25 protein-coding genes and 2 pseudogenes are annotated in these 25,571 nt (G+C 38.9%); 14 read left to right on the top strand and 13 right to left on the bottom strand.

Annotated features, from left to right (window positions below; translation table 11 throughout):
• Positions 1 to 18: 18 nt before the first annotated feature.
• Positions 19 to 267, top strand: coding sequence for a class I ribonucleotide reductase maintenance protein YfaE (gene yfaE, locus K6J66_RS06695; RefSeq protein ID WP_005650353.1), 249 nt, complete (start codon positions 19 to 21; stop codon positions 265 to 267).
• Here yfaE and dapB read toward each other — a convergent pair.
• From dapB to ribH, 6 genes are all read right to left on the bottom strand, one after another.
• Positions 262 to 1,074 carry a 4-hydroxy-tetrahydrodipicolinate reductase gene (gene dapB / locus K6J66_RS06690; RefSeq protein WP_110442678.1) on the bottom strand — a complete coding sequence of 271 codons (813 nt, stop codon included), beginning with the start codon at positions 1,072 to 1,074 and terminating at the stop codon, positions 262 to 264. The genes yfaE and dapB overlap by 6 nt on opposite strands.
• A gap of 16 nt (positions 1,075 to 1,090) precedes the next feature.
• Positions 1,091 to 1,720: a LysE family transporter gene (locus tag K6J66_RS06685; RefSeq protein WP_168769629.1), complete on the bottom strand. Its 630-nt coding sequence runs from the start codon at positions 1,718 to 1,720 to the stop codon at positions 1,091 to 1,093.
• Entirely contained in the window at positions 1,720 to 2,211 is a 492-nt protein-coding gene (locus tag K6J66_RS06680) for a phosphatidylglycerophosphatase A family protein (RefSeq protein ID WP_110442676.1), read from the bottom strand. Before K6J66_RS06680 ends, K6J66_RS06685 begins: the two co-directional genes overlap by 1 nt.
• A complete protein-coding gene (gene thiL, locus K6J66_RS06675) occupies positions 2,208 to 3,194 on the bottom strand; it encodes a thiamine-phosphate kinase (RefSeq protein WP_110442675.1) in 987 nt (328 codons plus the stop codon). The genes K6J66_RS06680 and thiL overlap by 4 nt, the downstream gene beginning before the upstream one ends.
• Positions 3,195 to 3,260: 66 nt before the next feature.
• Positions 3,261 to 3,695, bottom strand: coding sequence for a transcription antitermination factor NusB (gene nusB / locus K6J66_RS06670; RefSeq protein ID WP_005628659.1), 435 nt, complete (start codon positions 3,693 to 3,695; stop codon positions 3,261 to 3,263).
• Between the two features lie 3 nt (positions 3,696 to 3,698).
• Positions 3,699 to 4,172 (bottom strand): 6,7-dimethyl-8-ribityllumazine synthase, encoded by a 474-nt coding sequence (ribH, locus tag K6J66_RS06665; protein WP_005644746.1) that lies wholly within the window; start codon positions 4,170 to 4,172, stop codon positions 3,699 to 3,701.
• A gap of 225 nt (positions 4,173 to 4,397) precedes the next feature.
• Here ribH and asnS point away from each other — a divergent pair, with 225 nt between their 5' ends.
• Positions 4,398 to 5,801, top strand: a complete 1,404-nt coding sequence (asnS, locus tag K6J66_RS06660) for an asparagine--tRNA ligase (RefSeq protein WP_110442674.1) — start codon at positions 4,398 to 4,400, stop codon at positions 5,799 to 5,801.
• Positions 5,802 to 5,876: 75 nt separating this feature from the next.
• Entirely contained in the window at positions 5,877 to 6,566 is a 690-nt protein-coding gene (gene can / locus K6J66_RS06655; protein WP_005631770.1) for a carbonate dehydratase, read from the top strand.
• Between the two features lie 26 nt (positions 6,567 to 6,592).
• Here the strand turns inward: can and K6J66_RS06650 are convergent, their stop codons facing one another.
• The 4 genes from K6J66_RS06650 to K6J66_RS06635 all read right to left on the bottom strand — a co-directional run bounded on the left by K6J66_RS06650 (position 6,593) and on the right by K6J66_RS06635 (position 11,243).
• Positions 6,593 to 8,536 (bottom strand): ABC transporter ATP-binding protein, encoded by a 1,944-nt coding sequence (locus K6J66_RS06650; protein WP_110442673.1) that lies wholly within the window; start codon positions 8,534 to 8,536, stop codon positions 6,593 to 6,595.
• Between the two features lie 93 nt (positions 8,537 to 8,629).
• Positions 8,630 to 9,985 (bottom strand): anti-phage deoxyguanosine triphosphatase, encoded by a 1,356-nt coding sequence (locus K6J66_RS06645; protein ID WP_038439757.1) that lies wholly within the window; start codon positions 9,983 to 9,985, stop codon positions 8,630 to 8,632.
• Positions 9,986 to 10,107: 122 nt separating this feature from the next.
• Positions 10,108 to 10,803, bottom strand: a complete 696-nt coding sequence (locus K6J66_RS06640; RefSeq protein ID WP_038439756.1) for a CidB/LrgB family autolysis modulator — start codon at positions 10,801 to 10,803, stop codon at positions 10,108 to 10,110.
• A gap of 17 nt (positions 10,804 to 10,820) precedes the next feature.
• Entirely contained in the window at positions 10,821 to 11,243 is a 423-nt protein-coding gene (locus K6J66_RS06635; RefSeq protein ID WP_038439755.1) for a CidA/LrgA family protein, read from the bottom strand.
• A gap of 114 nt (positions 11,244 to 11,357) precedes the next feature.
• Here K6J66_RS06635 and K6J66_RS06630 point away from each other — a divergent pair, with 114 nt between their 5' ends.
• From K6J66_RS06630 to queF, 5 genes are all read left to right on the top strand, one after another.
• The gene (locus K6J66_RS06630) at positions 11,358 to 11,852 is read left to right on the top strand and encodes a thermonuclease family protein (protein WP_038439754.1); all 495 of its coding nucleotides are present in this window, start codon (positions 11,358 to 11,360) and stop codon (positions 11,850 to 11,852) included.
• Positions 11,842 to 13,041: a cysteine desulfurase gene (locus K6J66_RS06625; RefSeq protein ID WP_038439753.1), complete on the top strand. Its 1,200-nt coding sequence runs from the start codon at positions 11,842 to 11,844 to the stop codon at positions 13,039 to 13,041. The genes K6J66_RS06630 and K6J66_RS06625 overlap by 11 nt, the downstream gene beginning before the upstream one ends.
• The gene (locus K6J66_RS06620; protein WP_038439752.1) at positions 13,038 to 13,418 is read left to right on the top strand and encodes a SufE family protein; all 381 of its coding nucleotides are present in this window, start codon (positions 13,038 to 13,040) and stop codon (positions 13,416 to 13,418) included. Before K6J66_RS06625 ends, K6J66_RS06620 begins: the two co-directional genes overlap by 4 nt.
• Positions 13,409 to 14,194, top strand: a complete 786-nt coding sequence (locus tag K6J66_RS06615; protein ID WP_038439751.1) for a Zn-ribbon-containing protein — start codon at positions 13,409 to 13,411, stop codon at positions 14,192 to 14,194. Before K6J66_RS06620 ends, K6J66_RS06615 begins: the two co-directional genes overlap by 10 nt.
• Positions 14,195 to 14,320: 126 nt before the next feature.
• Positions 14,321 to 15,160, top strand: coding sequence for an NADPH-dependent 7-cyano-7-deazaguanine reductase QueF (queF, locus tag K6J66_RS06610; protein WP_038439750.1), 840 nt, complete (start codon positions 14,321 to 14,323; stop codon positions 15,158 to 15,160).
• A 32-nt stretch (positions 15,161 to 15,192) separates the two neighbouring features.
• Here queF and tyrA read toward each other — a convergent pair whose 3' ends face one another.
• The 3 genes from tyrA to rbfA form a co-directional block, all read right to left on the bottom strand.
• Complete coding sequence (tyrA, locus tag K6J66_RS06605) at positions 15,193 to 16,317, bottom strand: bifunctional chorismate mutase/prephenate dehydrogenase (protein ID WP_038439749.1); 1,125 nt, start codon at positions 16,315 to 16,317, stop codon at positions 15,193 to 15,195.
• A gap of 88 nt (positions 16,318 to 16,405) precedes the next feature.
• Positions 16,406 to 17,326 (bottom strand): tRNA pseudouridine(55) synthase TruB, encoded by a 921-nt coding sequence (gene truB, locus K6J66_RS06600; protein WP_038439747.1) that lies wholly within the window; start codon positions 17,324 to 17,326, stop codon positions 16,406 to 16,408.
• Positions 17,326 to 17,712, bottom strand: coding sequence for a 30S ribosome-binding factor RbfA (rbfA, locus tag K6J66_RS06595; RefSeq protein ID WP_005628626.1), 387 nt, complete (start codon positions 17,710 to 17,712; stop codon positions 17,326 to 17,328). Before rbfA ends, truB begins: the two co-directional genes overlap by 1 nt.
• A gap of 115 nt (positions 17,713 to 17,827) precedes the next feature.
• Between rbfA and K6J66_RS06590 the strand changes: the two are divergent.
• The 6 genes and pseudogenes from K6J66_RS06590 (at position 17,828) to K6J66_RS06565 (ending at position 25,521) form a co-directional block, all read left to right on the top strand.
• Positions 17,828 to 19,547: pseudogene (locus K6J66_RS06590) on the top strand (class I SAM-dependent DNA methyltransferase).
• Positions 19,540 to 20,925: a restriction endonuclease subunit S gene (locus K6J66_RS06585; protein WP_080281375.1), complete on the top strand. Its 1,386-nt coding sequence runs from the start codon at positions 19,540 to 19,542 to the stop codon at positions 20,923 to 20,925. Before K6J66_RS06590 ends, K6J66_RS06585 begins: the two are co-directional and overlap by 8 nt.
• 1 nt (position 20,926) lies before the next feature.
• Positions 20,927 to 21,451: a hypothetical protein gene (locus K6J66_RS06580; protein ID WP_005657474.1), complete on the top strand. Its 525-nt coding sequence runs from the start codon at positions 20,927 to 20,929 to the stop codon at positions 21,449 to 21,451.
• Between the two features lie 36 nt (positions 21,452 to 21,487).
• Positions 21,488 to 21,907 carry a two-component system regulatory protein YycI gene (locus tag K6J66_RS09625; protein WP_225732502.1) on the top strand — a complete coding sequence of 140 codons (420 nt, stop codon included), beginning with the start codon at positions 21,488 to 21,490 and terminating at the stop codon, positions 21,905 to 21,907.
• 10 nt (positions 21,908 to 21,917) lie between these two features.
• The gene (locus K6J66_RS06570; protein ID WP_038439746.1) at positions 21,918 to 22,148 is read left to right on the top strand and encodes a hypothetical protein; all 231 of its coding nucleotides are present in this window, start codon (positions 21,918 to 21,920) and stop codon (positions 22,146 to 22,148) included.
• A 206-nt stretch (positions 22,149 to 22,354) separates the two neighbouring features.
• Positions 22,355 to 25,521 (top strand): annotated as a pseudogene (locus tag K6J66_RS06565) (type I restriction endonuclease subunit R).
• Positions 25,522 to 25,571 lie beyond the last annotated feature (50 nt).

Here is a 25,571-nt window from a genome sequence, read left to right as displayed (position 1 = left end):
TTACAACATATCGTTATTATGAAAATCCACCTTATCCGCCATAACACCACATTAGAATTCAATAATGAAACAAGTTTACTTGATCATCTCGAGAAAAATAATATTCATCACGAATATCAATGCCGTAGTGGCTATTGTGGTTCTTGTCGCGTTAAGATCAAAAAAGGCAAGGTGTCTTATAAAGAAATGCCTCTTGCCTTTATTCAACCTGATGAGATTTTATTATGTTGCTGTCACGTAGAAAGTGACATTGAAATTGATTTATAAATTCTTTAAATCTAATACATCGGTCATATCAAATAAGCCATTCGCCTTATTTTCTAACCATTTACCAGCACGCACTGCACCATTAGCGAAAGTCATTCGGCTTGATGCTTTATGGGAAATTTCTACACGTTCGCCAATATCTGCAAACCAAACCGTGTGTTCCCCCACCACATCCGAAGCGCGAATAGTTGAAAAACCAATTTCATCGCGTTTACGTTCGCCTGTAATTCCTTCACGGCAGAAGACTCCGTGAGTTTTTAAATCGCGACCTAAGGTTTTTGCGATATGTTCGCCCATAGAAAGTGCAGTGCCAGATGGCGCATCAACTTTATGACGGTGATGCGCTTCGATCACTTCAATATCACAATAATCCCCCATCACTTTTGCCGCTTTTTCTAAAAGCTTGAAGACTAAATTCACGCCAACACTGAAATTTGATGCAAACACAATAGCAATTTTATCTGAAGCTGCTTTAATCGCCACTTTACCATTTTCATCAAAACCCGTTGTACCGATCACCATTTTTTTATTATTCGCTACGCAAAATGCAATATTTTCAAGAGTGCCTTCTGGTCGGGTAAAATCGATTAATAAATCGAATTTATCTTTTTGGCTTTCAAGATCGTCTGAAACTGCAACGCCAAGATGACCAATTCCTGCCAATTCTCCCGCATCCGTCCCAACTAAAGATGATCCTTTGCGTTCAAAAGCCGCACCTAGTTCTACGCCTTCCGCAGAATGAACTGCTTGAATTAATTGACGCCCCATTCTTCCGCCAGCACCAGCGATTGCAATTTTTAATGTCATGTTACTTCCTTTTCTATTAATGAATTATTTCGTTGATGCCGTTATAAACAAGCACACAACCAAAAAATAAAAATACAATACCTGCCATATTATCAATATAACGGCTGTATTGACTGTATAAACGCTTGGCAATATTACGTGAAAAAATCAATGAAATCACATAAAAATAACAAAATGTTTCTACCACAATTACCATAAAAGCCAAGATAATTTGCCACATTTCAGTGATATTTACTAAGACAAGCGACATCACGCTACTAAAATACACCACGACTTTTGCATTGGATAAATTCACGAAAAGCCCTTTCAAAATTTCTTTTTTGATTGTGGTTTGCTGATTAAATTCAGTATCAGAGTGCGGTTCAAATTTAGCGTATTTTTTACTGCGAGCCATTAAAAAACCGAGATATGCTAGGTAACTACCACCTAGCAACATAATAACGCCATGTAATGCTGGGATAGTGACAAATAACACCGCTAATCCCAACATAGAAAGCATTCCCCAAAAGGCGATGCCAAGCGTTATGCCTAAAATGCCACAAACTGTATTACGACGAGAGTTACTTGCCGCCATCCGACTTACATAGAAGAAATCAGGCCCTGGCGTCATTAATCCAAATAAATGCACAATGATTAAATTTAGCATCACAACATCCAATATTGAATAGCAAATACAACAATCACAGCATAAATTGCCGCTAAAACGTCATCGATCATAATGCCAAAACCATTTTCGAGTTTTTCGTCAAAATAACGAATTGGAAACGGTTTTAAAATATCAAAAAAGCGGAATAACGCAAAAGCAACCAAAATCCATTGCCAAGATAATGACGGTATCGCTGCTAATACAATAAATACGCCGACAAATTCATCCCAGACGATAGAATCATGATCGTGTACGCCCATATCTGCAGTAGTTTTTTGACAAAGGTAGCAACCGAGTAGAAAACAAAGTGCGGTGAAAATTAAAAAGATTTTTACGCCTAATAAGGAAAGTAAAATCACACCTAAAATTGTTCCAGCTAAGCTCCCCCAAGTGCCGGGTGCTGGATAAATTAAACCCGAGCCAAAACCAACGGCAAGTAAATGAATAGGATTTAAAAGAGAGATTTTTTTAAGAGGATTATTTTCTGTCATTTTGATTCCTTAAAATGATCGAAACCACTTGAAAAAGTTATATTCACAGGTTTTCCATCCCGTAAAAAACGGGGAGAAAAGTCACCGCACTTTTCATTAATTTTACCAATACAAGTGCAAGGCACGTTCAGTTTTTTCAAGCGTAATTCTAATTCATCTTTAGATTTGGGCGGTATAGTAAAACAGAGTTCATAGTCTTCGCCACCACTTAAGGCAAATTGTTCCGCTTGAGTGCGATCATATTTATTTAAAATCGATGATGAAAGAGGTAATGCAGTCAGTTCAACTTCAGCACTACATTGACTTCGTTCAAGAATATGCCCTAAATCAGATATTAGCCCATCGGAAAGATCAATGGCAGCATGAGCAATGCCAATTAACGCCCGCCCAAGTTCAATTCTAGGCGTAGGTCTAAGATGTCGTTGTTGCAAAAAAACATCATCAGAATCAACCGCACTTTTGCCCAATAAAATTTGTGTTAAACCTGCTGCGCTATCGCCTAAGGTGCCTGAAACATAAATTAAATCGCCAACTTGCGCTTTATGCCGACAAATTCCTTTGTTTTTTTCGACAAAACCTTGTGCCGTGATCGTAATAGACAAATTACCTTTTGTAGTATCGCCACCAATTAATGTGACATTGTATTGTTTTAACGTGTGTAATAAACTTTGGCTAAATGTTGAAATCCAATTTTCATCTACATTTGGCAAAGTTAATGCCAGTGAAACCCATTTTGGCTGTGCCCCCATTGCAGCAAGATCACTTAAATTTGTTGCAACAGCCTTATAAGCTAAATTTTCAGGTGAAATAGTTGGTAAAAAATGCGTATTTTCTACCATTGTATCCGTCGTAATGGCAAGCTGATAATTCTCTGGCACGAAAACCAGCGCACAATCGTCGCCAATAGATAATTGAACGGAATCATCAACTAATATTTGTTGCTGAAAATATCGTTTAATTAAATCAAATTCACCCATTGCCATTTTTCACCTATCTTATAAAAGAAAAGGCACGCGTTAAAAACGCGCGCCATTCTCAGTTTAAAAGGATTATTTACGCCCTAATGCTGGTGCGATTTTATCAAGTACGCCATTGATATATTTATGGCTTTCATCTGCACCGAATACTTTTGCCACTTCAATCGCTTCATTGATAACCACTTTATATGGCACATCTAATTCAAAGCGTAATTCATAAACGGCCAAACGTAAAATTGCCGTTTCAATAGGATCAAGCTCATCAAAAGCGCGGTCAATATAAGGCGAAATTGAAAAATCAACGGTTTCAATATTTTCTACTGTTTGACGAAATAATTTACGGAAGTAAGGTTTATCTACCCCATCCATATCTTGATCTAACACAAAGGCTAATTCCACTTGTTCTGCAGTATTGCCGGATACTGCCCAAGAATACAAGGCTTGAACAGTACACTCACGCGCACGACGACGAGCAGAAGGCTTCTTCACTTGTTTTTGTTCTGTCATGATTTATGCCGCATCAATTTGTTGAATAAGATTAACCATTTCAAGTGCGGTTAAGGCTGCTTCTGCACCTTTATTACCCGCTTTAGTACCAGCACGTTCAATCGCCTGTTCAATATTTTCTGTGGTTAATACACCAAAAGCGACAGGGATTTCAGCATCCATTGCAACTTTTCCTAAACCGCTGCTTGCTTCTCCTGCTACATATTCAAAATGTGCTGTACCACCACGGATAACTGTACCTAATGCCACAATCGCATCAAATTTTTTACTTTCAGCTAAACGGCGAGCAACTAATGGCAACTCATACGCACCCGGGGCACGCACGATAGTGATATTTTCATCTTTCACTTGGCCAATACGTTTTAATGCGTCAATTGCACCTTCTAATAAACTTTCATTAATAAAACTGTTAAAACGAGCAATTACTACTGCAACTTTTGCATTAGGTGCTGCGACTGAGCCTTCTAAAACTTTCATATTTTTTCCTATTATTAGCCATAATGATTTGGCTCGAGATTTTAACATAAAATCGCGTATATTCAATATTAATAAGGCTTTACCCTATTTTATTTAGGGCTCATTTTTAAGGCGATTTTATTGTTCATAACCCGCACCAACACTATATTTTTATGGAAAATTTCCTTTATTAAGGTAAACTATCGGCAATTTTATGTGAATTACATTCAGTTACAGAGGTTTAATATGTCTAAAGTGGCATCAATTGTTGATGTATTACAAGGGAAAGTGGCGATTGGTGAAACCGTCACTGTGCGTGGTTGGGTTCGTACCCGTCGCGATTCTAAAGCAGGCTTATCTTTCTTAGCGGTTTATGACGGTTCTTGCTTTGATCCAATTCAAGCAATTATTAATAACGATATTAAAAATTACGAAAGCGAAATTTTACGTTTAACAACAGGCTGTTCTGTGATTGTAACTGGTAAAGTCGTTGAATCACCTTCAGAAGGACAAGCGGTTGAATTACAAGCAGAAAAAGTGGAAGTGACAGGGTTTGTTGAAGATCCAGATACTTACCCAATGGCAGCAAAACGCCACTCTATCGAATATTTACGTGAAGTAGCTCACTTACGCCCTCGTACCAATATTATTGGTGCGGTCGCGCGTGTTCGTCATTGCTTGTCTCAAGCAATTCACCGTTTCTTCCATGAGCAAGGTTTCTACTGGGTGGCAACCCCATTAATTACTGCATCAGACACTGAAGGTGCGGGTGAAATGTTCCGTGTTTCTACACTTGATTTAGAAAATCTTCCTCGTGGTGAAAATGGAAAAGTGGATTTCAGCCAAGATTTCTTCGGTAAAGAATCATTTTTAACGGTTTCAGGTCAGTTAAACGGCGAAACCTATGCTTGTGCATTAAGCAAAATTTATACTTTCGGCCCAACATTCCGTGCAGAAAACTCGAATACTACCCGTCACTTAGCGGAATTCTGGATGGTTGAACCCGAAGTTGCATTTGCAACCTTAGCGGATAACGCAAAACTTGCAGAAGATATGTTGAAATACGTATTCCGTGCAGTATTAGCAGAGCGCAAAGACGACTTACAATTCTTTGAAAAACATGTAGATAAAGATGTTATTACGCGTCTAGAAAACTTTGTAAACTCAGATTTTGCGCAAATTGACTATACCGATGCCATTGATGTGTTATTAAAATCTGGTAAGAAATTTGAATTCCCTGTTTCTTGGGGTATCGATCTTTCTTCTGAACACGAACGTTTCTTGGCAGAAGAATATTTCAAATCACCAGTTGTGGTGAAAAACTATCCAAAAGACATTAAAGCATTCTATATGCGTTTAAATGATGATGGAAAAACTGTGGCAGCAATGGACGTATTAGCACCAGGAATTGGTGAAATCATCGGTGGTTCACAACGTGAAGAACGTTTAGAGATGCTTGATAAACGCATGGAAGAAATGGGATTAAATCCAGATGATTATTGGTGGTATCGCGATCTTCGTAAATACGGCAGTGTTCCACATTCTGGTTTTGGTCTTGGTTTTGAACGCTTAATTGTCTATGTAACTGGCGTACAAAATATTCGTGATGTAATTCCATTCCCACGCGCGCCAAGAAATGCGAATTTCTAATTCAATTTAACTTTAATATTGACCGCACTTACGCCAAAGTGCGGTCAATTTTTTCAGAATTTTAAGGAAAGTAAAATGGATAAAATTAAACAACTCTTTGCCAACAATTACAGCTGGGCGCAAAGAATGAAAGAAGAAAACTCTACTTACTTCAAAGAACTTGCAGATCATCAAACGCCACATTATCTTTGGATTGGTTGCTCTGATAGCCGTGTACCCGCTGAGAAATTGACGAATCTTGAACCAGGTGAATTATTTGTTCATCGTAATGTTGCTAACCAAGTAATTCACACAGATTTTAATTGCCTTTCTGTTGTGCAATATGCCGTCGATGTGCTTAAAATTGAACATATTATTATCTGTGGTCACACCAACTGCGGGGGAATTCATGCCGCTATGGCAGATAAAGATTTAGGGCTTATCAACAACTGGCTCCTTCATATTCGTGATATTTGGTTTAAACACGGTCATCTTCTCGGTAAACTTTCTCCAGAAAAACGTGCCGATATGCTGACGAAAATTAACGTAGCGGAACAGGTTTACAATCTTGGTCGAACTTCTATTGTAAAAAGTGCTTGGGAACGCGGACAAAAACTCTCATTGCACGGCTGGGTATATGATGTAAATGATGGTTTCTTAGTAGATCAAGGCGTAATGGCAACCAGTAGAGAAACTCTTGAAATTTCCTATCGAAACGCTATCGCTCGTTTATCAATACTTGATGAAGAAAATATTTTGAAAAAAGATCATCTTGAAAATACATAAAAAAACGCCCTTTCGGGCGTTATTTTTTAAGCTTTACCGTCAGTCAAATTTTTCTTTTCTTCCAATTCTTCCCAGCGTAAAAATGCTGTTTCTAATTCGGCTTCAGTATCCGCCAATGCTTTTAATTTAGCATCGGTAATATCGTGAGATTGTTGGAAAAATGCGGGATCGGCTATTTCAGCTTGCAGTGCGGTAATTTTAGTTTCCAACTCTTCCAATAGTTGTGGAAGTTGTTCTAGCTCACGTTGTTCTTTATAAGAAAGTTTCACTGATTTCAGCTTAGAAGTGCGGTCATTTTTTACCGAATTTTCTTCTTTTAGCGGTTCAGTTTTCTTCGCTTTAGCCTGTTCTTCTGTTGCTTTGCTTGCCCAGAAATTGGCTTGTTGCTGTTTCGCATCAAAGAATCCCCCCACATACTTATTCAAACGTCCTTCGCCTTCAAATAAATAACATTCTGTGGCAGTATTATCAATAAATTGACGGTCGTGGCTCACAATTAACAATGTGCCTTGATAATCAGTCAAAATTTCTTCTAAAAGCTCCAATGTTTCTACATCAAGGTCATTGGTTGGTTCGTCAAGAATCAATAAATTATTTGGTTGGAGCAACAATTTTGCGAGTAATAAACGATTTCGTTCTCCCCCCGATAAGGCTTTAACTGGGGTCATTGCACGTTTTGGTGGGAACAAGAAATCTTGCAAATACCCTAGCACATGGCGTTTTACACCATTGACTTCAATATCTTGTTTGCCATCCGCCACATTATCCATTACAGTTTTTTCAGGATCTAAATCAGCACGGTATTGGTCAAAATAAGCAATCTCTAATTTGGTACCACAACGAATTTTGCCTGATGTAGGCTGAATTTCACCCAGCAATAATTTAATGAACGTGGTTTTCCCACAGCCATTTGGCCCAACAAGCGCAATTTTGTCTCCACGTAAAATCGTTGTTGAAAAATCTTTTAACAAGGTTTTTCCTGCGATTTCATAGCTCACATCTTCCATTTCAAAGACAATTTTGCCAGAACGACTTGAGGTATCTAATTGTAATTTGGCTGTTCCCATTACGTCACGGCGTTGGCGGCGTTCCTCACGCATCGCTTTTAATGCTCGCACTCGCCCTTCATTTCTTGTACGGCGAGCCTTGATACCTTGGCGAATCCATACTTCTTCCTGTGCAAGACGTTTATCAAATAATTCATTTTGCAAGGCTTCAACGCGTAGATTTTCTTCTTTCGTGGTTAAATATAAATCGTAATTGCCTAGATAAGACTGCAATTGACCGCGATCTAAATCCACAATCCGTGTTGCCATTTTGCGAATAAAAGAACGGTCATGGGAAATAAATACAAGGCTACCTTGGAAATCCAGTAAGAAATTTTCCAGCCATTCAATGGCTTCCACATCTAAGTGGTTGGTTGGTTCATCAAGTAATAACACATCAGGATCGCACACCAATGCACGTGCGAGTGCCGCTTTGCGTAACCAACCGCCCGAAAGTGCGGATAATTTTGTGTTTGGATTTAAGCCTAGTTTTAACAACACTTCATTGATTTTATTTTCAAATCGCCAGCCATCAGCGTGTTCTAATTTAGCCTGAACTTGCTCTAATTGACTTAAAATTTGATCACTGTAATTTTCTTCCAATTGAACAGAAATATGATGATATTCTTTCAATAAATCCGTTAAATGCCCTACGCCTTCCGCAACATAATCAAAAATATTGCCTTGCGCATTACGCGGTGGGTCTTGTTCTAAACGAGAAACCACAAGATCTTTTTCGTATTGGATTTTGCCATCATCCATAAGCACATCGCCTGCGATGATTTTCAATAAAGTTGATTTACCTGCGCCGTTACGCCCAACTAAACAAACACGTTCATTCGGTTCAATATGTAGTTCTGCGTGATCTAACAAAGGCACATCACTAAAGGAAAGATATCCATTGGTTAAACTAATTAATGCCACAACTGCCCCATAAAAATTCAGTGAAAATTAACCGCACTATTCTATACGGTTTGCATAAAAAATCCCATCAATTCGATGGGATTCTCTCTTAAATCAAAGTTGTTGATATACCCTCAAGGCGTGTGCATCCGACATGCCTGCAATATAATCGCAAATAATCCGCTTCTTCCTTTCTTCAGGGGCATTACGCCAACGATTTGCAGTATTTCTCGGTAATAAACGCTCTGGATCAGATTCAAAAATTTGGAACATTTCTGTTAGCATTCTCTGCCCTTTATATTCGATTCGTTGAGTATCCACATTGCGAATAACATAATCCCAAACAAATTTTTTAAATACACCAAGTGCAACAATCACTTCAGGTGACAGCTCTGCGTTATAACGTAACAAAGGTTCATCAAAATTTGCCGTTAATTTCCACCGCACATTAGTAATAAAAAAGTTCACCAATGCACCAATGGCTTGTTTTCGTTCAAAATGTTTATCAGAGAAAAGTCGTTGGCTAATTGAATCAATATTTTCTTGCAACCAAGCTGAAGGAATTTGTTTCAATGCGGAATGTGCCGCTTGCCATTGATGAGGATTTACCACGCCAGTCACAATGGCATCTTCTAAATCATGTACGCCATAGGCGATATCATCTGCCAATTCCATAATGCTACAATCCAAAGATTTAAAGCTCGTCTGTAAAAATTCAGCTGGATTTTCCCGCACTTTTTTAAATTTCCCAAATAAAGTGCGGTCATTTTCAGAAAGATTTTCCAGCAACCAATTAAACATTTTTAAATCATCACGGAAAATGCCTTTTCCTGGAATCCAATCGTGAATACGCACAAAACGAGGATCGATATTGCGAGAAAAATTAAGTTCTGCATATTGAGGCGAAGCCACATCTAACAACGCGGGATATTTCACGACACCCAATAGTGTTCTACGCGTTAGATTCATCCCTGCATTTTCAGTATAAGGCTCAAGTTTTGTTAAAATTCTAAAGGTTTGCGCATTGCCTTCAAAACCGCCCTGCTCTGCCATCATATAATTTAATGCCGTTTCGCCACCATGCCCAAAAGGCGGATGACCAATATCATGAGCAAAACACAAACTCTCAATAAGATCGTTACTCGGCAATAAAGGTTTCAACTGCTTTTGCAACTCGTTTTTATCAATATTTAATGTTTGCGAAAGGCTTTCAAAGGTTTCTAAAAATTTAAGTTGTGCAACGAGACTACTGCCAATCTGAGCCACTTCCAAAGAATGAGTTAAGCGAGTGCGATAAAAATCATTTTCGCCAATTGCGTGTATTTGGGTTTTCGCTTGTAAGCAACGAAAGGCGGCAGAATGTAAAATTCGCCCACGATCGCGACGAAATGGTGGACGATTATCTTTTTCGCGTGGAGGATCGAGTAGAAAACGTTCTGTCCAAGAAGAATTAACAGTAAGTAATTTCATATCGCTTTGTTTTATTTAGTTTTTCTGCATTATCTAATCATTTAGTGCAAAAAACAACCGCACTTTATCTAGAACAAACAAAATCTAGAATGAATAAAGTGCGGTTGAATTTTTATTGATATTTAAGCAAAGAAATAAATGAGCTTAAATACAAATGGGGCGAGAATAGAACTAATAATCCCACAAAGCACGAGAGAAATAGAACTGTAACTGCCTGCAGTTGGATTAGTTTCCATACAGCTTACTGTACCAAGTGCGTGAGAAACCGAACCAACAGAAAGCCCAATGGCTTCTTGATGTTTAATACCTAATTTTTTTAATACAAGATAACCAAATATCGATCCTTGCAAACCTGCAACCACAACACCAACTGCAGTTACGGCTGGAATGCCGCCTAAATGACGAGAAACTTCCATCGCAATAGGCGTTGTGATGGATTTAGGTAAAACTGTTGCGATCATTTCGGGCGTTGCGCCTAAAAGAAATGCTAAAAGTCCACCACTTAACATCGCTAAAAAAGAAGCTATAACCACCGTTGAAAGAATAATTTTCCATTGTTTGGCAATTTGACGAAGTTGTTCATAAAGAGGCAATGCAAGAGCGACGATACTCAAGCCAAGTAAATTATTAATAGGCGCATTTCCTACCATATAATCATCGTAAGGAATCTTACCTATCACTAAAATCACCGCCAAAATTAATACTGTTAAAACAAAAGTATTAAAAATCATTGACTTCCAACGTTTACTAATTTGTAGTGCGAGCCAAAATCCAAAAATAGTCAAAAATGTATAAAAATAAATAATGTACTGCTGCATATAACTTTCCTAACATACTAATTCGCTTGTTTTACTTGATTTTCTCTATGTTTCATTACTTTTTTGCGTTTATGTGTAAAAGATTGCGCCTGATACAAATAATGACCGAAAAATCCTATAACAAGTAACGTGACACAAGTACTCACAATATTAGGAACAAGCAAAATATTAACTTGCTCTCTCAATAAATCAGAATATTTGATAATTCCCACACTCACTGGCACAAAAAGCACTGCCATAAAACGAATTAGCAAACTTGCACCTAAATAAATCCAATTTAAATGAATTACTCGTGTTGTTAAACCTAAAAAGAGTAGCAATAATCCCCAAATGCTTCCCGGAACGCCAGCTGGAATGTAATAAGCAATAAGATTTCCGAGATATAACATAATGGATAAAATGACCAAAGAACGAACTAATAAAAATAATTTTTGAATCATATACAACCTTTTTCAACTATTTTCATAATATTTCAAAATTATTTTACGCTTTTTTTTGCTAACTTGAGCCATTTTTTCGGTAAAATAACCAGACTTAGATCAAAAACTTTGCAAATGATAAATCGAAAAATACTATTGACGAGTTTATTACTTATTTTTACCGCACTTTCTGCTTGTTCTCGCGAAAAAAATACCTGTCGTGTGGTTAAAATTAGTGATGGCGATACGCTCACTTGCCTCACTAAAGGTAATAAATCCATTAAAGTTCGTTTAGCCGAAATCGACGCACCAGAAAAATCCCAAGCCTTTGGGCAAAAATCGAAAAAAACCTTGTCTGATCTGGTTTATCAAAAAAATGTACGCCTTGCGCAAAAAGGAAAAGATCGCTATAAACGCACATTGGCGATTGTTTATTATCAAGATAAAAATATTAATTTAGAAATGGTTAAACAGGGTATGGCTTGGGCTTATAAACAATATTCTCACGATCCGATTTATCTTCAAGCACAAGAAAATGCACAAGCCAAACAAATTGGTCTTTGGGCGGACAATAATCCAATTGAACCAAGTCAATGGCGCAGACAGGAGAAAAATAAATATGGCTTTTGATGTTCAAACTTTCCGTCAAGCATTTCCTTATTTCCAACGTGAAGATGCGGTTGTTTATTTAGATAACGCCGCCACCGCGTTGAAACCTCAAGTGTTAATTGATCGCACCGCTGAATTTTATGCTTCTGCAGGTTCAGTGCATCGTAGTCAATATGATGCAGCCCAAACTGCGCAATATGAACAGGCTCGCACACAAGTTAAAGAATTAATTAATGCAGAAGATAAACGTGCTGTTATTTGGACTTCGGGTACAACTCACGCAATAAACTTAGTGGCAAATGGATTGCTGCCGCAATTAAACACAGAAGATGAAATTCTGATTAGCCAAGCAGATCATCACGCTAATTTTGTTACTTTGCACGAAACGGCGAAAAAGTGCGGTGCAAAAATTCGAGTTTTGCCGATTTTAGATAATTGGCTAATTGATGAAAATGCGCTTATTTCTGCCCTTTCTGAAAAAACAAAACTCGTTGCGCTGAATTTTGTTTCAAATGTCACTGGCACAGAACAGCCGATTAAACGCCTGATTCAACTTATTAGAAAACATAGTCATGCGTTGGTTTTAGTGGATGCAGCACAAGCGATTAGTCATATTAAAATTGATTTACAAGATTTAGATGCCGATTTCCTCGCATTTTCTGCCCATAAAATTTATGGCCCAAATGGGCTTGGCGTTTTAACAGGAAAATTGACCGCACTTTCTCAACTTCAACCGCTCTTTTTCGGTGGAAAAATGGTTGATCGCGTATCAAATAATCGTATTACTTTTGCCGAATTGCCTTATCGTTTAGAAGCTGGCACACCCAATATTGCTGGGGTTATTGGCTTTAATGCCATACTGAATTGGCTACAAAAATGGGATTTTACCGCAGCAGAACAGAACGCTATATCTTTGTCTGAATCCGTCAAAGTGCGGTTAAAATCTTACGAGAATTGCCGATTATTCAACTCACCTCAACCAAGCACCGTTGTTTGCTTTATATTTGACGGCATTGACTGTTCTGATCTTTCTACACTTTTAAGCGAACAAAATATTGCGCTTCGTGTGGGCGAACATTGTGCCCAACCTTATTTAGCACGCTTAGGCGAACGCACCACATTGCGCCTGTCTTTTGCCCCTTATAATACGCAAGAAGATGTAGAGGCATTCTTCACCGCCTTAAATAAAGCACTGGATTTATTACAATGATAGAACAATTAAAACAAGCTAAAAATTGGGAAGATCGCTATCGCCTGATTATTCAAGCAGGCAAAAATTTACCTCGCCCAAGCGATAATGAACTCGCTCAAATGCAACCTATTACTGGCTGCGAAGCACAAATGTGGTTTCAAATTATGCCTAAAAATGACCGCACTTTTCAATTCAGCGGATTTAGCGAAGCCAGAATTATGAATGGCTTACTTTGGATTTTATTTAATAAAATCAATGGTAAAACAGCGGATGAGTTGAATACATTTGATATTACTATATTTTTTAGCGAACTCGGCATTTCACAACGTTTAAGTGAAATGCGTTTAAACGGCTTAAACCAAATCGGACAGCAATTAAAAAATTTATGTATTTAATCGAAACCTATTTTCGCCTGACTACACTCGAAAATAATATTGAATCACAAAGTCTTTTACTCAGTGCAGTGATCGATCAATGGCGGTATAACGGGCAAATTATCGGACGTGAAATTCCTTTATATTTAGCGGAAGAAGATGGTGCACAAGGTTTTGCTATGCGTGTCATTTGCCCAGAGCAAGATAGTCTTTTCCCGCAAAATAATAACGCAGAAGTGAATCGCGCATTACAAGAAGCAGAAAAGTGCGGTGTAATTTTTGATGGTTTTCAACTTGTGGGCGATGATTTCAATTCAGATCAAACGGCTGAAAATACATCGCCAGCTTGGCAAGTACTTTACACAACTCATTTACAAAGTTGCTCGCCGATTCATAGTGGAGAAAATCTCGCACCAATTCCGTTGTATAAACAGTTGAAAAATCAGCCGCACTTAAGCCAAGATCTGATTAAATGGCAAGAAAATTGGCAAGCCTGCGATCAACTACAAATGAATGGTGCGGTATTAGAACAACAATCTTTGGCAGAAATTTCCGATCATCAAAGCACGCTTTCAAAACACGGACGATATTTAGCTCAAGAAATAGCAAAAGAAACTGGCATACCGACTTACTATTATTTATATCGTGTAGGTGGGCAATCTTTAGAATCTGAAAAATCCCGTTGCTGCCCTTCTTGTGGTGCAAATTGGGCGTTAAAAAATGCGATTTTTGATACCTTTCATTTTAAATGCGATACCTGTCGATTAGTTTCGAACCTATCGTGGAATTTTTTGTAATTTAAGTCGATGCCTCAACTCTCTGTTGGAATGATAAAGTCTTAGCCCCCTTCCGACGCTTCGCGCCACCTTCCCCCGCAAGCAAGGGAAGGCAAAATTATTTTTTAACATATAAAGGAAAAATAAATGAATTACCAAGACAACAGCTTAAAATCCTTAAAACTCGGTCAAAAAACGGAATATGCCTCTCAATATGACCGCACTTTATTACAGCCAGTGCCACGCGCGTTAAATCGTGATGGATTGGGAATTACTCAAAACCAACCATTTACTATCGGCGCCGATATTTGGACGGCTTATGAAATCTCGTGGCTCAACGAAAAAGGCTTACCGCAAGTAGCTATCGCAGACATTTATCTGGATTATCAAAGCCAAAATTTGATTGAGTCAAAAAGTTTTAAACTTTATTTAAATAGCTTTAACCAAAGCAAATTTGCCGACTTCAACGCCGTTCAACAAACTATGCAACGCGATTTAATCGAATGTGCTCAAGGCGATGTAAAAGTGCGGTTAAATCCAGTGGCAGTTTATGATGCTCAAAAAATTGAGCATTTACAAGGCGATTGCATTGATGAACAAGATATTGAAATTACTAGCTACGAATTTAACGCTAATTGGCTGAAAGATTGCGTATCGGATGAAATTGTCGAAGAAAAATTAGTCAGCCATTTATTGAAATCTAACTGCCTCATCACAAATCAGCCAGACTGGGGCACCTTGCATATTCATTATGTTGGTAAAAAAATCAATCAGGAAAAATTATTGCGTTACGTTGTATCGTTCCGTCAGCATAATGAATTCCACGAACAATGTGTCGAACGTATTTTTTGCGATTTAATGCACTACGCAAAACCAGAAAAACTCACCGTTTACGCACGCTATACTCGTCGTGGCGGATTAGACATTAATCCATTCCGCTCTAATTTTGAGAATTTACCTGAAAATTTAAGATTGGCGAGACAGTAAAAAACTGCGGTGAAATTTCACCGCACTTTTCTCTACCCTTGTTTCAAATCATTTGCCTGTTGTAATAGCTGACGGCTTTCTTTTAAGAATTGTTCGGAATAATCGCCAAACCAGTCACGCACCTTGTGGAAAGCATCAATAAAACCTTGACGATCATTATTTTCAAAGAAAGTTAAGGCTTCGTCGTAAGTTTGTTTTAGCGTTTCAATTACCGCTAAATTTTCTGACTTATCCATAATAATATCTGCGTAAAGCTCTGCATCTTGCGCAAATAAGCGACCGATCATCGCAAGTTCTAAGCGATAAATAGGAGAAGAAAGCGCCAATAAATTAGCGAGATTAATGGGCTGTTTGGAAAGGTGTAAACCATTCGCAAAAGTCGAAAAATGACGCAAGGCTTGTATATAAGTCATATTGTGATCGTGTTCTGTGGCATCGGTTTGATAAATTTTTGCTCCCCAAATTTGAATTTGCTCAAGTAACCATTCGTAACGTTCAGGAAAACGTCCATCACAACGCACAACCACTTGTTTTGCCATACTTGCAATATCTGACCCAAACATCGGATGTAAACCTAAAACAGCACCAGAATGGATTTCAAGCATTTTCTCTAACGGTTCACGCTTAACAGAAGTTAAATCTGCAAGCAACATATTTTCCGTTAAATAAGGTTTTAGTCGCTCAATCGTTTCCAAAGTAATATTGATGGGGACAGAAACAATTACGACATCAGCATTCGTTAAAATACTTTCAGCCACCGTCCAATCTTCGCGATCTAAAATAGAAATTGTATAGCCAGATGCACGTAAATAGCGGGCAAATAAGCCACCTAATTTACCATAACCGCCCACAATAACAATTTTGTGAATATCAGGATTAATGGTTTTAAAGCCAAATTGGTTTTCATTGGCATAAGATTCGCGCATAAAACGGCGTAGGACATCTTCAATCAGATCTGCTGAAATGCCTGCTTTTTCAGCCTCTAAACGACGCGCTTGGAGCATTGCTATTTCACGTTCTGGCGCATAAATAGGTAATCCATGTTGATGTTTAACTTTACCGACTTGAGAAACCAACTCAAGACGTTTAGCAAAAAGTTGGATAAGTTCGCGATCAAGCGAATCAATTTCAGAACGTAAATCTTTAAGGGCTTCCATAAAACTCACCTGTAATGTTTATCTTACATATATTGTAAAAAATTAATTACAAGGAGATTACTAGAATTTTACAGGAAAGGCAATGAAGTTATGCGGATTGTGTAATTAATCGTTGTGGGCGAATAATATTCCCGTCGATTAATGCCACGCCTAAGAATAAATTCTCCGCTGAAAATAACCGCACTTGACCGCTTAATTGCTGTTCATTAGCAAATTTCACTCGCTGACCAAAACCAATGGCTTTACTCTGCTCTACATCCAAATGCAAAGCGGGCAATTTACTTACTGCGGTATCGGTTGGAAGTAATAGTCGATCTAATTCGCTTAATGGAAAACTTTCAGCAAGTAGTTCTAGCTCATCAATTGGCATCATTTCTGCTACGGGGTAATCCGCTACGGCTGTGCGGCGTAACATTGTCACATGCGCGCCACAACCTAGCACTTCACCTAAATCATCTACTAAGGTGCGAATATAAGTGCCTTTTGAACAATGTACTTCTAAGGTTAAAAAAGGCGCATGATATTCAATAAAATTGAGTTCAAAAATCGTAATTGGACGCGCCTCACGATCAACCGTAATACCTTGGCGCGCATATTCATAAAGCGGTTTACCGTTATGTTTTAGTGCGGAAAACATGGTCGGCACTTGCAAAATATCGCCACGAAATTGTTCAAGTGCGGTCAAAATTTGCTGAGTTTCAACATAAACTTCACGAGTTTCCACGACTTGCCCTTCCGCATCGGAAGTATCGGTACGTTCGCCTAATTTTGCCGTAACAAGATAACGCTTATCGGCATCAAGCAAAAATTGTGAAAACTTAGTTGCTTCACCCAAGCAAATTGGCAACATTCCCGTTGCCAACGGATCGAGCGCGCCAGTATGCCCTGCTTTATTCGCTTGAAATAAACGCTTCACCCTTTGCATGATGTCATTTGATGACATGCCTTGTGGTTTATCCAACAAAAACACACCATCAACATCACGCCAGCGTTTACGAGGTCTAGACATTAGTTGCTTTCCTCAACGTGTTTTTTCTCATCTTCACGCACAACATTTGTTACAAGATTTGACATACGCATCCCTTCCACTAAGGATTGATCGTAAATAAAGCGAATCTCTGGCACGATACGTAAACGCATCGCTTTGCCTAGTAATGAACGAATATAAGGCGATGCTTTTTCTAAGCCTTTCATGCCTTGCTCAATTGCCGTTTCATCGTGATCAAATAAAAAAGTCACAAAGATTTTTGCGTAAGATAAATCACTTGATACTTCCACATCAGAAACCGTCACCATCCCAATACGGGGATCTTTCACTTCGCGTTGTAAAATGACTGCTATTTCTTTTTGTATTTCTTGAGCGACGCGATCGCTACGTTTAAATTCTCTTGCCATAGTTATTCCTTATTTATAAAAGTGCCTCATTCTACTGGAAATCATTGAATTTAGCACGCAAAAATCCCTTTCAACTTAATACTGTTTTTCGATAAAATGACACCTGATAATTTGTTTGAATATTCAAACTTCCGATAAAAATCACTTTACAGAGGGCATAATTTATGCAAGCGAGACGAGACGACCAAAATTGTCGATGAAAATCACACATTACAACAAGCATTTTTAAATGAATTAGATGAAAAACTTTGGGCATCTGCCGATAAGCTCCGCCAACAACTTGATGCCGCTAACTATAAACATATCGTTCTTGGTCTTATCTTCTTAAAATACATTTCTGATAGTTTCACCCATCAACAAGAAAAAATTCAGGCGGAACTCTCCACACCTGAAAATCCCCTCTATCTTGACCGCACTTTTTTGATACTGAAGAAGAATATCAAGAAGCCTTAACCGCCGAGCTGGAAAATCGCGACTACTACACCGCCGACAATGTGTTCTGGGTGCCTGTTTCTGCGCGTTGGCAAGCCTTACAAGAAGTCTCTATTCTCAACACTGGGGCAGAATTGCCTTGGGGAGGAAAATTTTCTGGCGTGGCAAAACTGATTGACGATGCCTTCGATGCCATTGAAAAAGACAACGAAAAACTCAAAGGCGTCCTCCAACGCATCAGCGGCTATGCCGTAAACGAAGACACCCTGCGCGGGCTGATTATCCTCTTCTCCGATACTAACTTTACCCGCCCAACTTACAACGGCGAGCCCGTGCATTTGGGTGCAAAAGACATTCTCGGCCATGTTTACGAATACTTCCTCGGTCGCTTTGCCCAAGCAGAAGGCAAACGCGGTGGGCAATATTTCACGCCAAAATCCATCGTTTCCCTGATTGTCGAAATGCTCGAGCCCTATTCAGGACGCGTGTATGACCCAGCCATGGGCAGCGGCGGCTTTTTCGTGCAAACCGAACGCTTTATCACCGCCCATCAAGGCAACATCAACAACGTTTCCATCTACGGGCAAGAATTCAACCCCACCACTTGGAAACTTGCCGCCATGAATATGGCGATTCGTGGCATTGATTACGACTTCGGCAAATACAACGCCGACAGTTTCACCCAGCCGCAACACATCGACAAAAAGATGGATTTCATTATGGCAAACCCGCCATTCAACATCAGCGATTGGTGGAGTGAATCCCTTGCCGATGATCCACGTTGGGCATACGGCACACTGCCCAAAGGCAATGCAAACTATGCGTGGATTCAACATATGATTTACCACCTCTCGCCAAACGGCAAAATGGCATTATTGCTGGCCAACGGCTCCATGAGCAGCCAAACCAACAACGAAGGTGAAATCCGCAAAGCCATCATCAATGCCGACTTGATCGAATGTATGGTTGCCCTGCCCGGTCAGCTCTTCACCAACACCCAAATCCCCGCCTGTATTTGGTTTTTAAACTGCAACAAAAAACGTAAAGGCGAAGTGTTGTTTATCGATGCCCGCCAAATCGGCTATATGAAAGACCGTGTATTGCGTGATTTCACCGCTGATGACATCGCCAAAATTGCCAACACCCTCCATGCTTGGCAAACATCAGACGGCTATGAAGACCAAGCCGCTTTCTGTAAATCCGCTACGTTAGAAGAGATTAAAGACAACGACTTCGTCCTCACACCAGGGCGCTATGTCGGCACCGCAGAACAAGAAGATGACGGCGTGCCATTTGCAGAAAAAATGCAAAATCTGACCGCTCTTTTGAAGGAACAGTTTGCAAAAAGTGCAGAGTTGGAAGCAGAGATTAAGAAGAATTTAGGGGGATTGGGGTATGAGTAAACTTGGTAATTATATCTCGGTACAAAATGGATATGCTTTCAAAAGCAAAGATTTTATAAAGAATTTATCTGGAATGCCTGTAATTAAAATTGGTAATGTAACTGGTGGCAGTTTTATTGATTTGAGTAGCTATGACACTATATCAGAAGAAATTGCAAGAAAAGTAAAATCTTTTCAGACAAAAGATGACGATATTTTAATTGCAATGACAGGAGCAAATGTGGGGAAAGTCTCTCGAATTGCAAAAGGAACTCAACCCTGTCTGATTAATCAACGTGTTGGTCGTCTTATATTAAAAGAAGATTGCCCATACTCATCTGATTTTATTTATTATTTAGTAAGTTCAAATAAAAGTTTCCAATATTTTTCTAATACAGCTGATGGCGCAGCACAACCTAATATCAGCGGAAAACTTATTGAAGATCTAGAATTTCCAGATATTTCGCCCAAATCAGCTAATAAAGCAGGAAAACACTTAAAGGTACTGGATGAAAAAATCCAACTCAACACCCAAATCAACCAAACCTTGGAACAAATCGCTCAAGCCCTGTTTAAAAGCTGGTTTGTCGATTTCGATCCCGTGCGCGCCAAAGTCCAAGCCCTTTCAGAGGGCATGAGCCTTGAACAAGCGGAACTGGCAGCCATGCAGACAATCAGCGGAAAAACACCCGAAGAACTGACCGCACTTTCACAAACACAACCTGACCGCTACGCCGAATTAGCCGAAACCGCCAAAGCGTTTCCGTGTGAGATGGTGGAGGTTGATGGGGGCGAGGTGCCGAAGGGGTGGGAAAAAACAACACTTTCAGAAATTTGTGAAATGCAAAATGGTTATGCATTCAAAAGTTTTGACTGGATGGAGCAAGGTATACCTGTTATTAAAATTGGATCTGTTAAGCCAATAATTGTAGAAGTAGAAGTAGAAGGAAATGGTTTTGTTTCTGAAGACTACTCAAAATTAAAACCTGATTTCTTGCTTACAAGCAGCGATATTTTAGTTGGCTTAACAGGTTATGTTGGTGAAGTTGGACGCATTCCAACAGGAAAAATTGCAATGCTAAATCAACGAGTAGCAAAATTCTTACCAAAAGAGATAGATAAGAATCATTGTTTCTATAATTACATTTATTGCTTAGCACGACAATCCCAATTTAAAGAGTTTGCGGAAATAAATGCTAAAGGATCCGCACAGGCAAATATCAGCACAAAAGAACTACTCAAATTCCCGATTATCAAAGCAAATGATAAATTACATATTTTGTTTGAAAATAGAGTAAAAGAACTTTTAGAAAGAATTTTATGGAATTCTCAAAACGCTGAAACTTTAGCTAAGACTAGAGATTTATTATTACCTAGATTGTTAAATGGGGAAGTTTAAAATGGAAGATTTTAAATTTATAGGAAAAGATAAAGTCCCAGTTGTTGGTGAAATCAATACGTTAGATGAATTCAAAAGATTTGTTTTTAGTTATAGTTATAAATTTGATGAAGAAACACCAGATGAATTCAAACAAATTCCCTTAGCAAGTGATAGTTCAACCAATTATGCGAGATTTTATCGTGGGCATAGCCATGTAGATTATTGCTTACAATCAACCTTAGAACGATATTTAGAAAAGTTTGGTAAACAATTTGACATTGGAAAAGATTATGAAAAGCTGCAAGAAAAATATTTTGAGCATTGCAAACGTATTCTTCTCAATCAAAGTATTGATGGATATGTTTTTCACAGATTAAGTAAAATGTTAATTTCCAGTAAGTTAAGAAAAGATGTTTTAGCTTATCTTGCCTCAATTAATATTGATGCTTCAACAATTTATCCTGATTTATTAGGAAAAATAAAACTTTGTGAAATTGGCATTGATAATGCGATTGCAGAGATTAATTTAGAATATCAGGATTAACCAATAGAAAATACTTTAAAACATAGGAGGAAATTAATGATTGCACTAATAGGCCCTGGGATTATATCTTTCGGTATTTTAGCACTTATTCTTGGCATACTTAGTAACCCTTGGCACCCATTGTTCGTGTTTTTATATACACTTTTTATTATGTCATTTATCATTGTGCCAATTTATCTTATTTATTCTGTTTTTTTTTCAAAAAACAGTCTTTCATCAAAAGAATGTGAAATTAACATAAAAATAGATGAAATATCAAAAAAAACAGAATCACAAGAGGTAATTGAAAAAAAAGAATCATTAGAAAAACAACAAGCTATTTGGGATGCAGAAATTAAACAACTCACAAATGAAAATAATGAAAGGCAAGAAAATCTTGTCTATATAAATCAAGAAATTGCGATGCTAACATCAAGCATGATTCCTTTTCCACCTAAGAATATCAAGAATAAATAGGAGTATATCAATGTTGGGTACAGTTTTTTGTTATTTTATTGCTATCTCATTTGGGATTGCTATGCCTATTATTCTAGTCAAAATATCACTGCTTGAAGATGAAGCTAAGGTTATAGAATTAGAGCAAAAACTACAACGTCTTGAAAATAAATATAAGGCTGAGCAAGAACTTAAATTAGCGACATTAGAAAAAAACTTGTTACGGAAAGAATACGTTACGAGCGAACAATGCGTTCCCTGAATTCCATTAAAGATAAGCAAATAAAACTTATCCAAAAATTAGAAAATTATAAAAATAAGCTTGAACAAGATGTTGAACTAAATTATCAACACTAGAAAATAAACCTGTGGAGATGATACTCAACAACATTTCCAGCTTTCATAAAAAAGGAAATGGGATGATTTTAGTAATGCAGATCCTCTTATAAAATCAAGTAAGGAACACCTATGCTCAACGAAAATGACATCGAACAACTCACTCTTCAACGCCTGCAATCCCTCGGTTGGGAATATCGCTATGGTAAAGACTTGCCTGTTCATGAGGGCAAGTTTGCCCGTGGCGATTTGAGCGACGTAGTCTTTGTTGAGCAACTGCGTGAGGCGGTGCGTAAACTTAATCCTCAGCTGCCTGAAAGTGCGGTGGATTCTGTGGTGAAATCGGCGACGAAAAGCGATATTGGCGACTTGGTGGTACGCAATCAGGCATTTTATAAGCTGCTGCGTGATGGCGTGCGGGTGGAATATACGCTAAACGGTGAACAAAAAATCGAGATGGCACGCTTGGTGGATTTTGAGCATGTGGAGAATAACCGCTTTGTTGCCGTCAATCAGCTGGAAATCCGCAGTCGTAAAGGGGGCAAGCGGATTCCCGATATTATCGGCTTTGTAAATGGCTTACCGTTGGTGGTATTTGAGCTCAAAAATCCGCTGCGTGAATCGGCGGATTTGTTGCAGGCGTTTAATCAATTTGAAACCTATAAAGATGAAATTGCCGAGCTGTTTGTTTACAACCAAGCTCTGATTATTTCAGACGGCATTGTCGCCCGTTTGGGTTCGCTTTCGGCAGATTTCCAACGCTTTACGCCGTGGAAAGTGGTCGATGAAAAAAATAAAAGCGCACGCTTATATTTTGACGATGAATTGCAAAGCCTGCTCAATGGCTTGTTGCAGCCTAAGGATTTACTCGACTATATCCGCTATTTCGTCTTGTTTGAACGGGATTCCGTTGGCAAAACCATTAAAAAAATCGCAGCGTACCATCAATATTACGGCGTAAATGAAGCGGTAGATTCCACCATTTGGGCGACTTCAGAAAAGGCGACCGCCGCATTGGGGTGATGTGGCATACGCAAGGTTCGGGTAAATCAATTTCCATGTTGTTTTATGCAGGCAAACTGCTTGCACAGCCTGAATTGAAAAATCCCACTATTGTGGTGGTCACCGACCGTAACGATTTGGACGGTCAGCTCTTCCAAACCTTTTCTTCAGGCAAAGATTTAATCAAACAAACACCGCAACAAGTAGAAGACCGCGATCAACTGCGCCAACTGCTCGCGCAAAATGAAGTGGGCGGCGTGTTTTTTACGACGATTCAGAAATTCGCCCTAAATGAGGAAGAAAGCCGCTTCCCTGTTTTAAATGAGCGCAGCAATATTATTGTGATCAGCGATGAGGCTCACCGCAGCCAATATGGCTTTACGCAAAAGCTGCATAACGGCAAGTTTCAGACAGGTTATGCTCGCCATTTGCGAGATGCTTTACCTAATGCCTCGTTTATCGGTTTTACAGGTACGCCGATTAGCCTAGAAGATAAGGACACGCAAGATGTGTTCGGTCGTTATGTGTCCATTTATGACTTGCAAGATGCGGTGGAAGATGGTGCAACTGTGCCGATTATTTACGAAGCTCGCCAAATCAAGCTAGCGGAGAATGCTAATCACGATGAATTATTTGCAGAAATTGATGAACTGCTGGAAGGCGAAGAAAACCCGAAATTACGCTTGCGAGAAAAATTGCTCGGCTCAGAAGCACGATTGCATGATTTAGCGGTCGATTTTGTGCAACATTTTGCCAAACGCAATGAAGTGGTGGACAGCAAAGCGATGATGGTGGTTTCCAGCCGTCAGATTTGCGTGGATTTGTATAATCAGATCATCGCTCTGCACCCTGAATGGCATTCGGATAATATCAATGAGGGTGCGATTAAAATTGTGATGACAGGTTCTGCTTCCGATGCGCCGGAAATGCAGAAACACGTTTACAGTAAACAGGAAAAGCAAACGCTGGAACGCCGCTTTAAAGACCCGAACGATCCGCTGAAGGTGGTGATTGTGCGTGATATGTGGCTGACAGGCTTTGATGCACCGTGCTGTAACACTATGTATCTTGATAAGCCAATGAAGGGGCATAACCTAATGCAAGCCATCGCACGAGTAAACCGTGTATTCCGCAATAAAAGCCGAGAAAATGGCGGCTTGATTGTGGATTATGTAGGCATTGCTGACGAGCTCGAAAAAGCCACTCGGCAATATACAAACTCACAAGGCAAGGGCAAACTGGCTGATAGCGTGATTGATGTATTCTTTAAAATGAAAGAGCGTTTCGAAGTTATCCGCACTCTGTTTGCAACGCCAGTTGAAGGAAAAACTTTTGATGTTCAGACTGCCTTAGAAAAAGATAATCCACATGATCTTTTGATGGCTATTCGGTTTGCCGCCAACCATATTTTAAGCCTTGATCAATTACCGTTTGATGGCAAAGCGCACGAGCAGCATTGGTTTAATAAAAAAGAAACAGAACCTCGCAAAAAAGCTTTTTTGAAAGCAGCAGGCTTGGTAAAAAAAGGCTATATGCTGTGCGGTGCATTGGCTGAAGTTGAGCCGTATAACCAAGAAATCGCCTTTTATGATGCCGTACGAGCAATTTTAACTAAACGTGAACAAAAAGGCACAGGCACAAATGAAAGACAGATTTTATTGAAAAAATTAGTCAATCAAACTGTGTATTCTGAAGGCGTGATTGATTTATTTGATCTGCTAGAAAAACCACAACCACAAATCAGCCTGCTTTCCGAAGAATTTTTACAAACTGTTAAAAATAGCCCAACTAAAAATTTATGGGTTACGGCAATGGAACGTTATTTAGCAAGTGAAATTAAAGTTAAATCAGGCACAAACTTAACATTGCAAAAAGATTTTGAACAGCGTTTGAAGGAAGCATTGAATCAATACCACAACCACAATTTGACTGTGGTAGAGATTTTGGACGAACTCTTTAAAATGAGCCAAGATTTCCAAGAACGTCTAGCATTAGGGAAAAAACTAGGATTAACCAAGGAAGAACTAGCCTTCTATGAAGCCCTATCTCAAAATCAAAGTGCAAAAGATTTGATGGGTGATGAAGTGCTTTCTAAACTGGCGAAAGAAATCACGGAAACACTTAGAAAATCGGTCACAATCGACTGGCAATACAAAGAGGCGGTACGAGCAAAAATGCGTATTCTCGTTAAACGCGCCCTACAACGCTACAAATACCCACCCGATAAACAGGAAGAAGCGGTAACTTATGTGATTAAACAAGCTGAAGAAATTGCTGAGGATTTAACTGGTTTATAATTTTGATGCGGTTTATTTAATAACAAAAGGGCGATTAAAAACACTATGAT

This window comes from Haemophilus influenzae, assembly GCF_019703545.1.
Classification (GTDB): domain Bacteria; phylum Pseudomonadota; class Gammaproteobacteria; order Enterobacterales; family Pasteurellaceae; genus Haemophilus; species Haemophilus influenzae_E.
The sequence above is the reverse complement of the archived record's forward strand: the minus strand, read 5'-3'. Positions and strand labels throughout refer to the sequence as shown.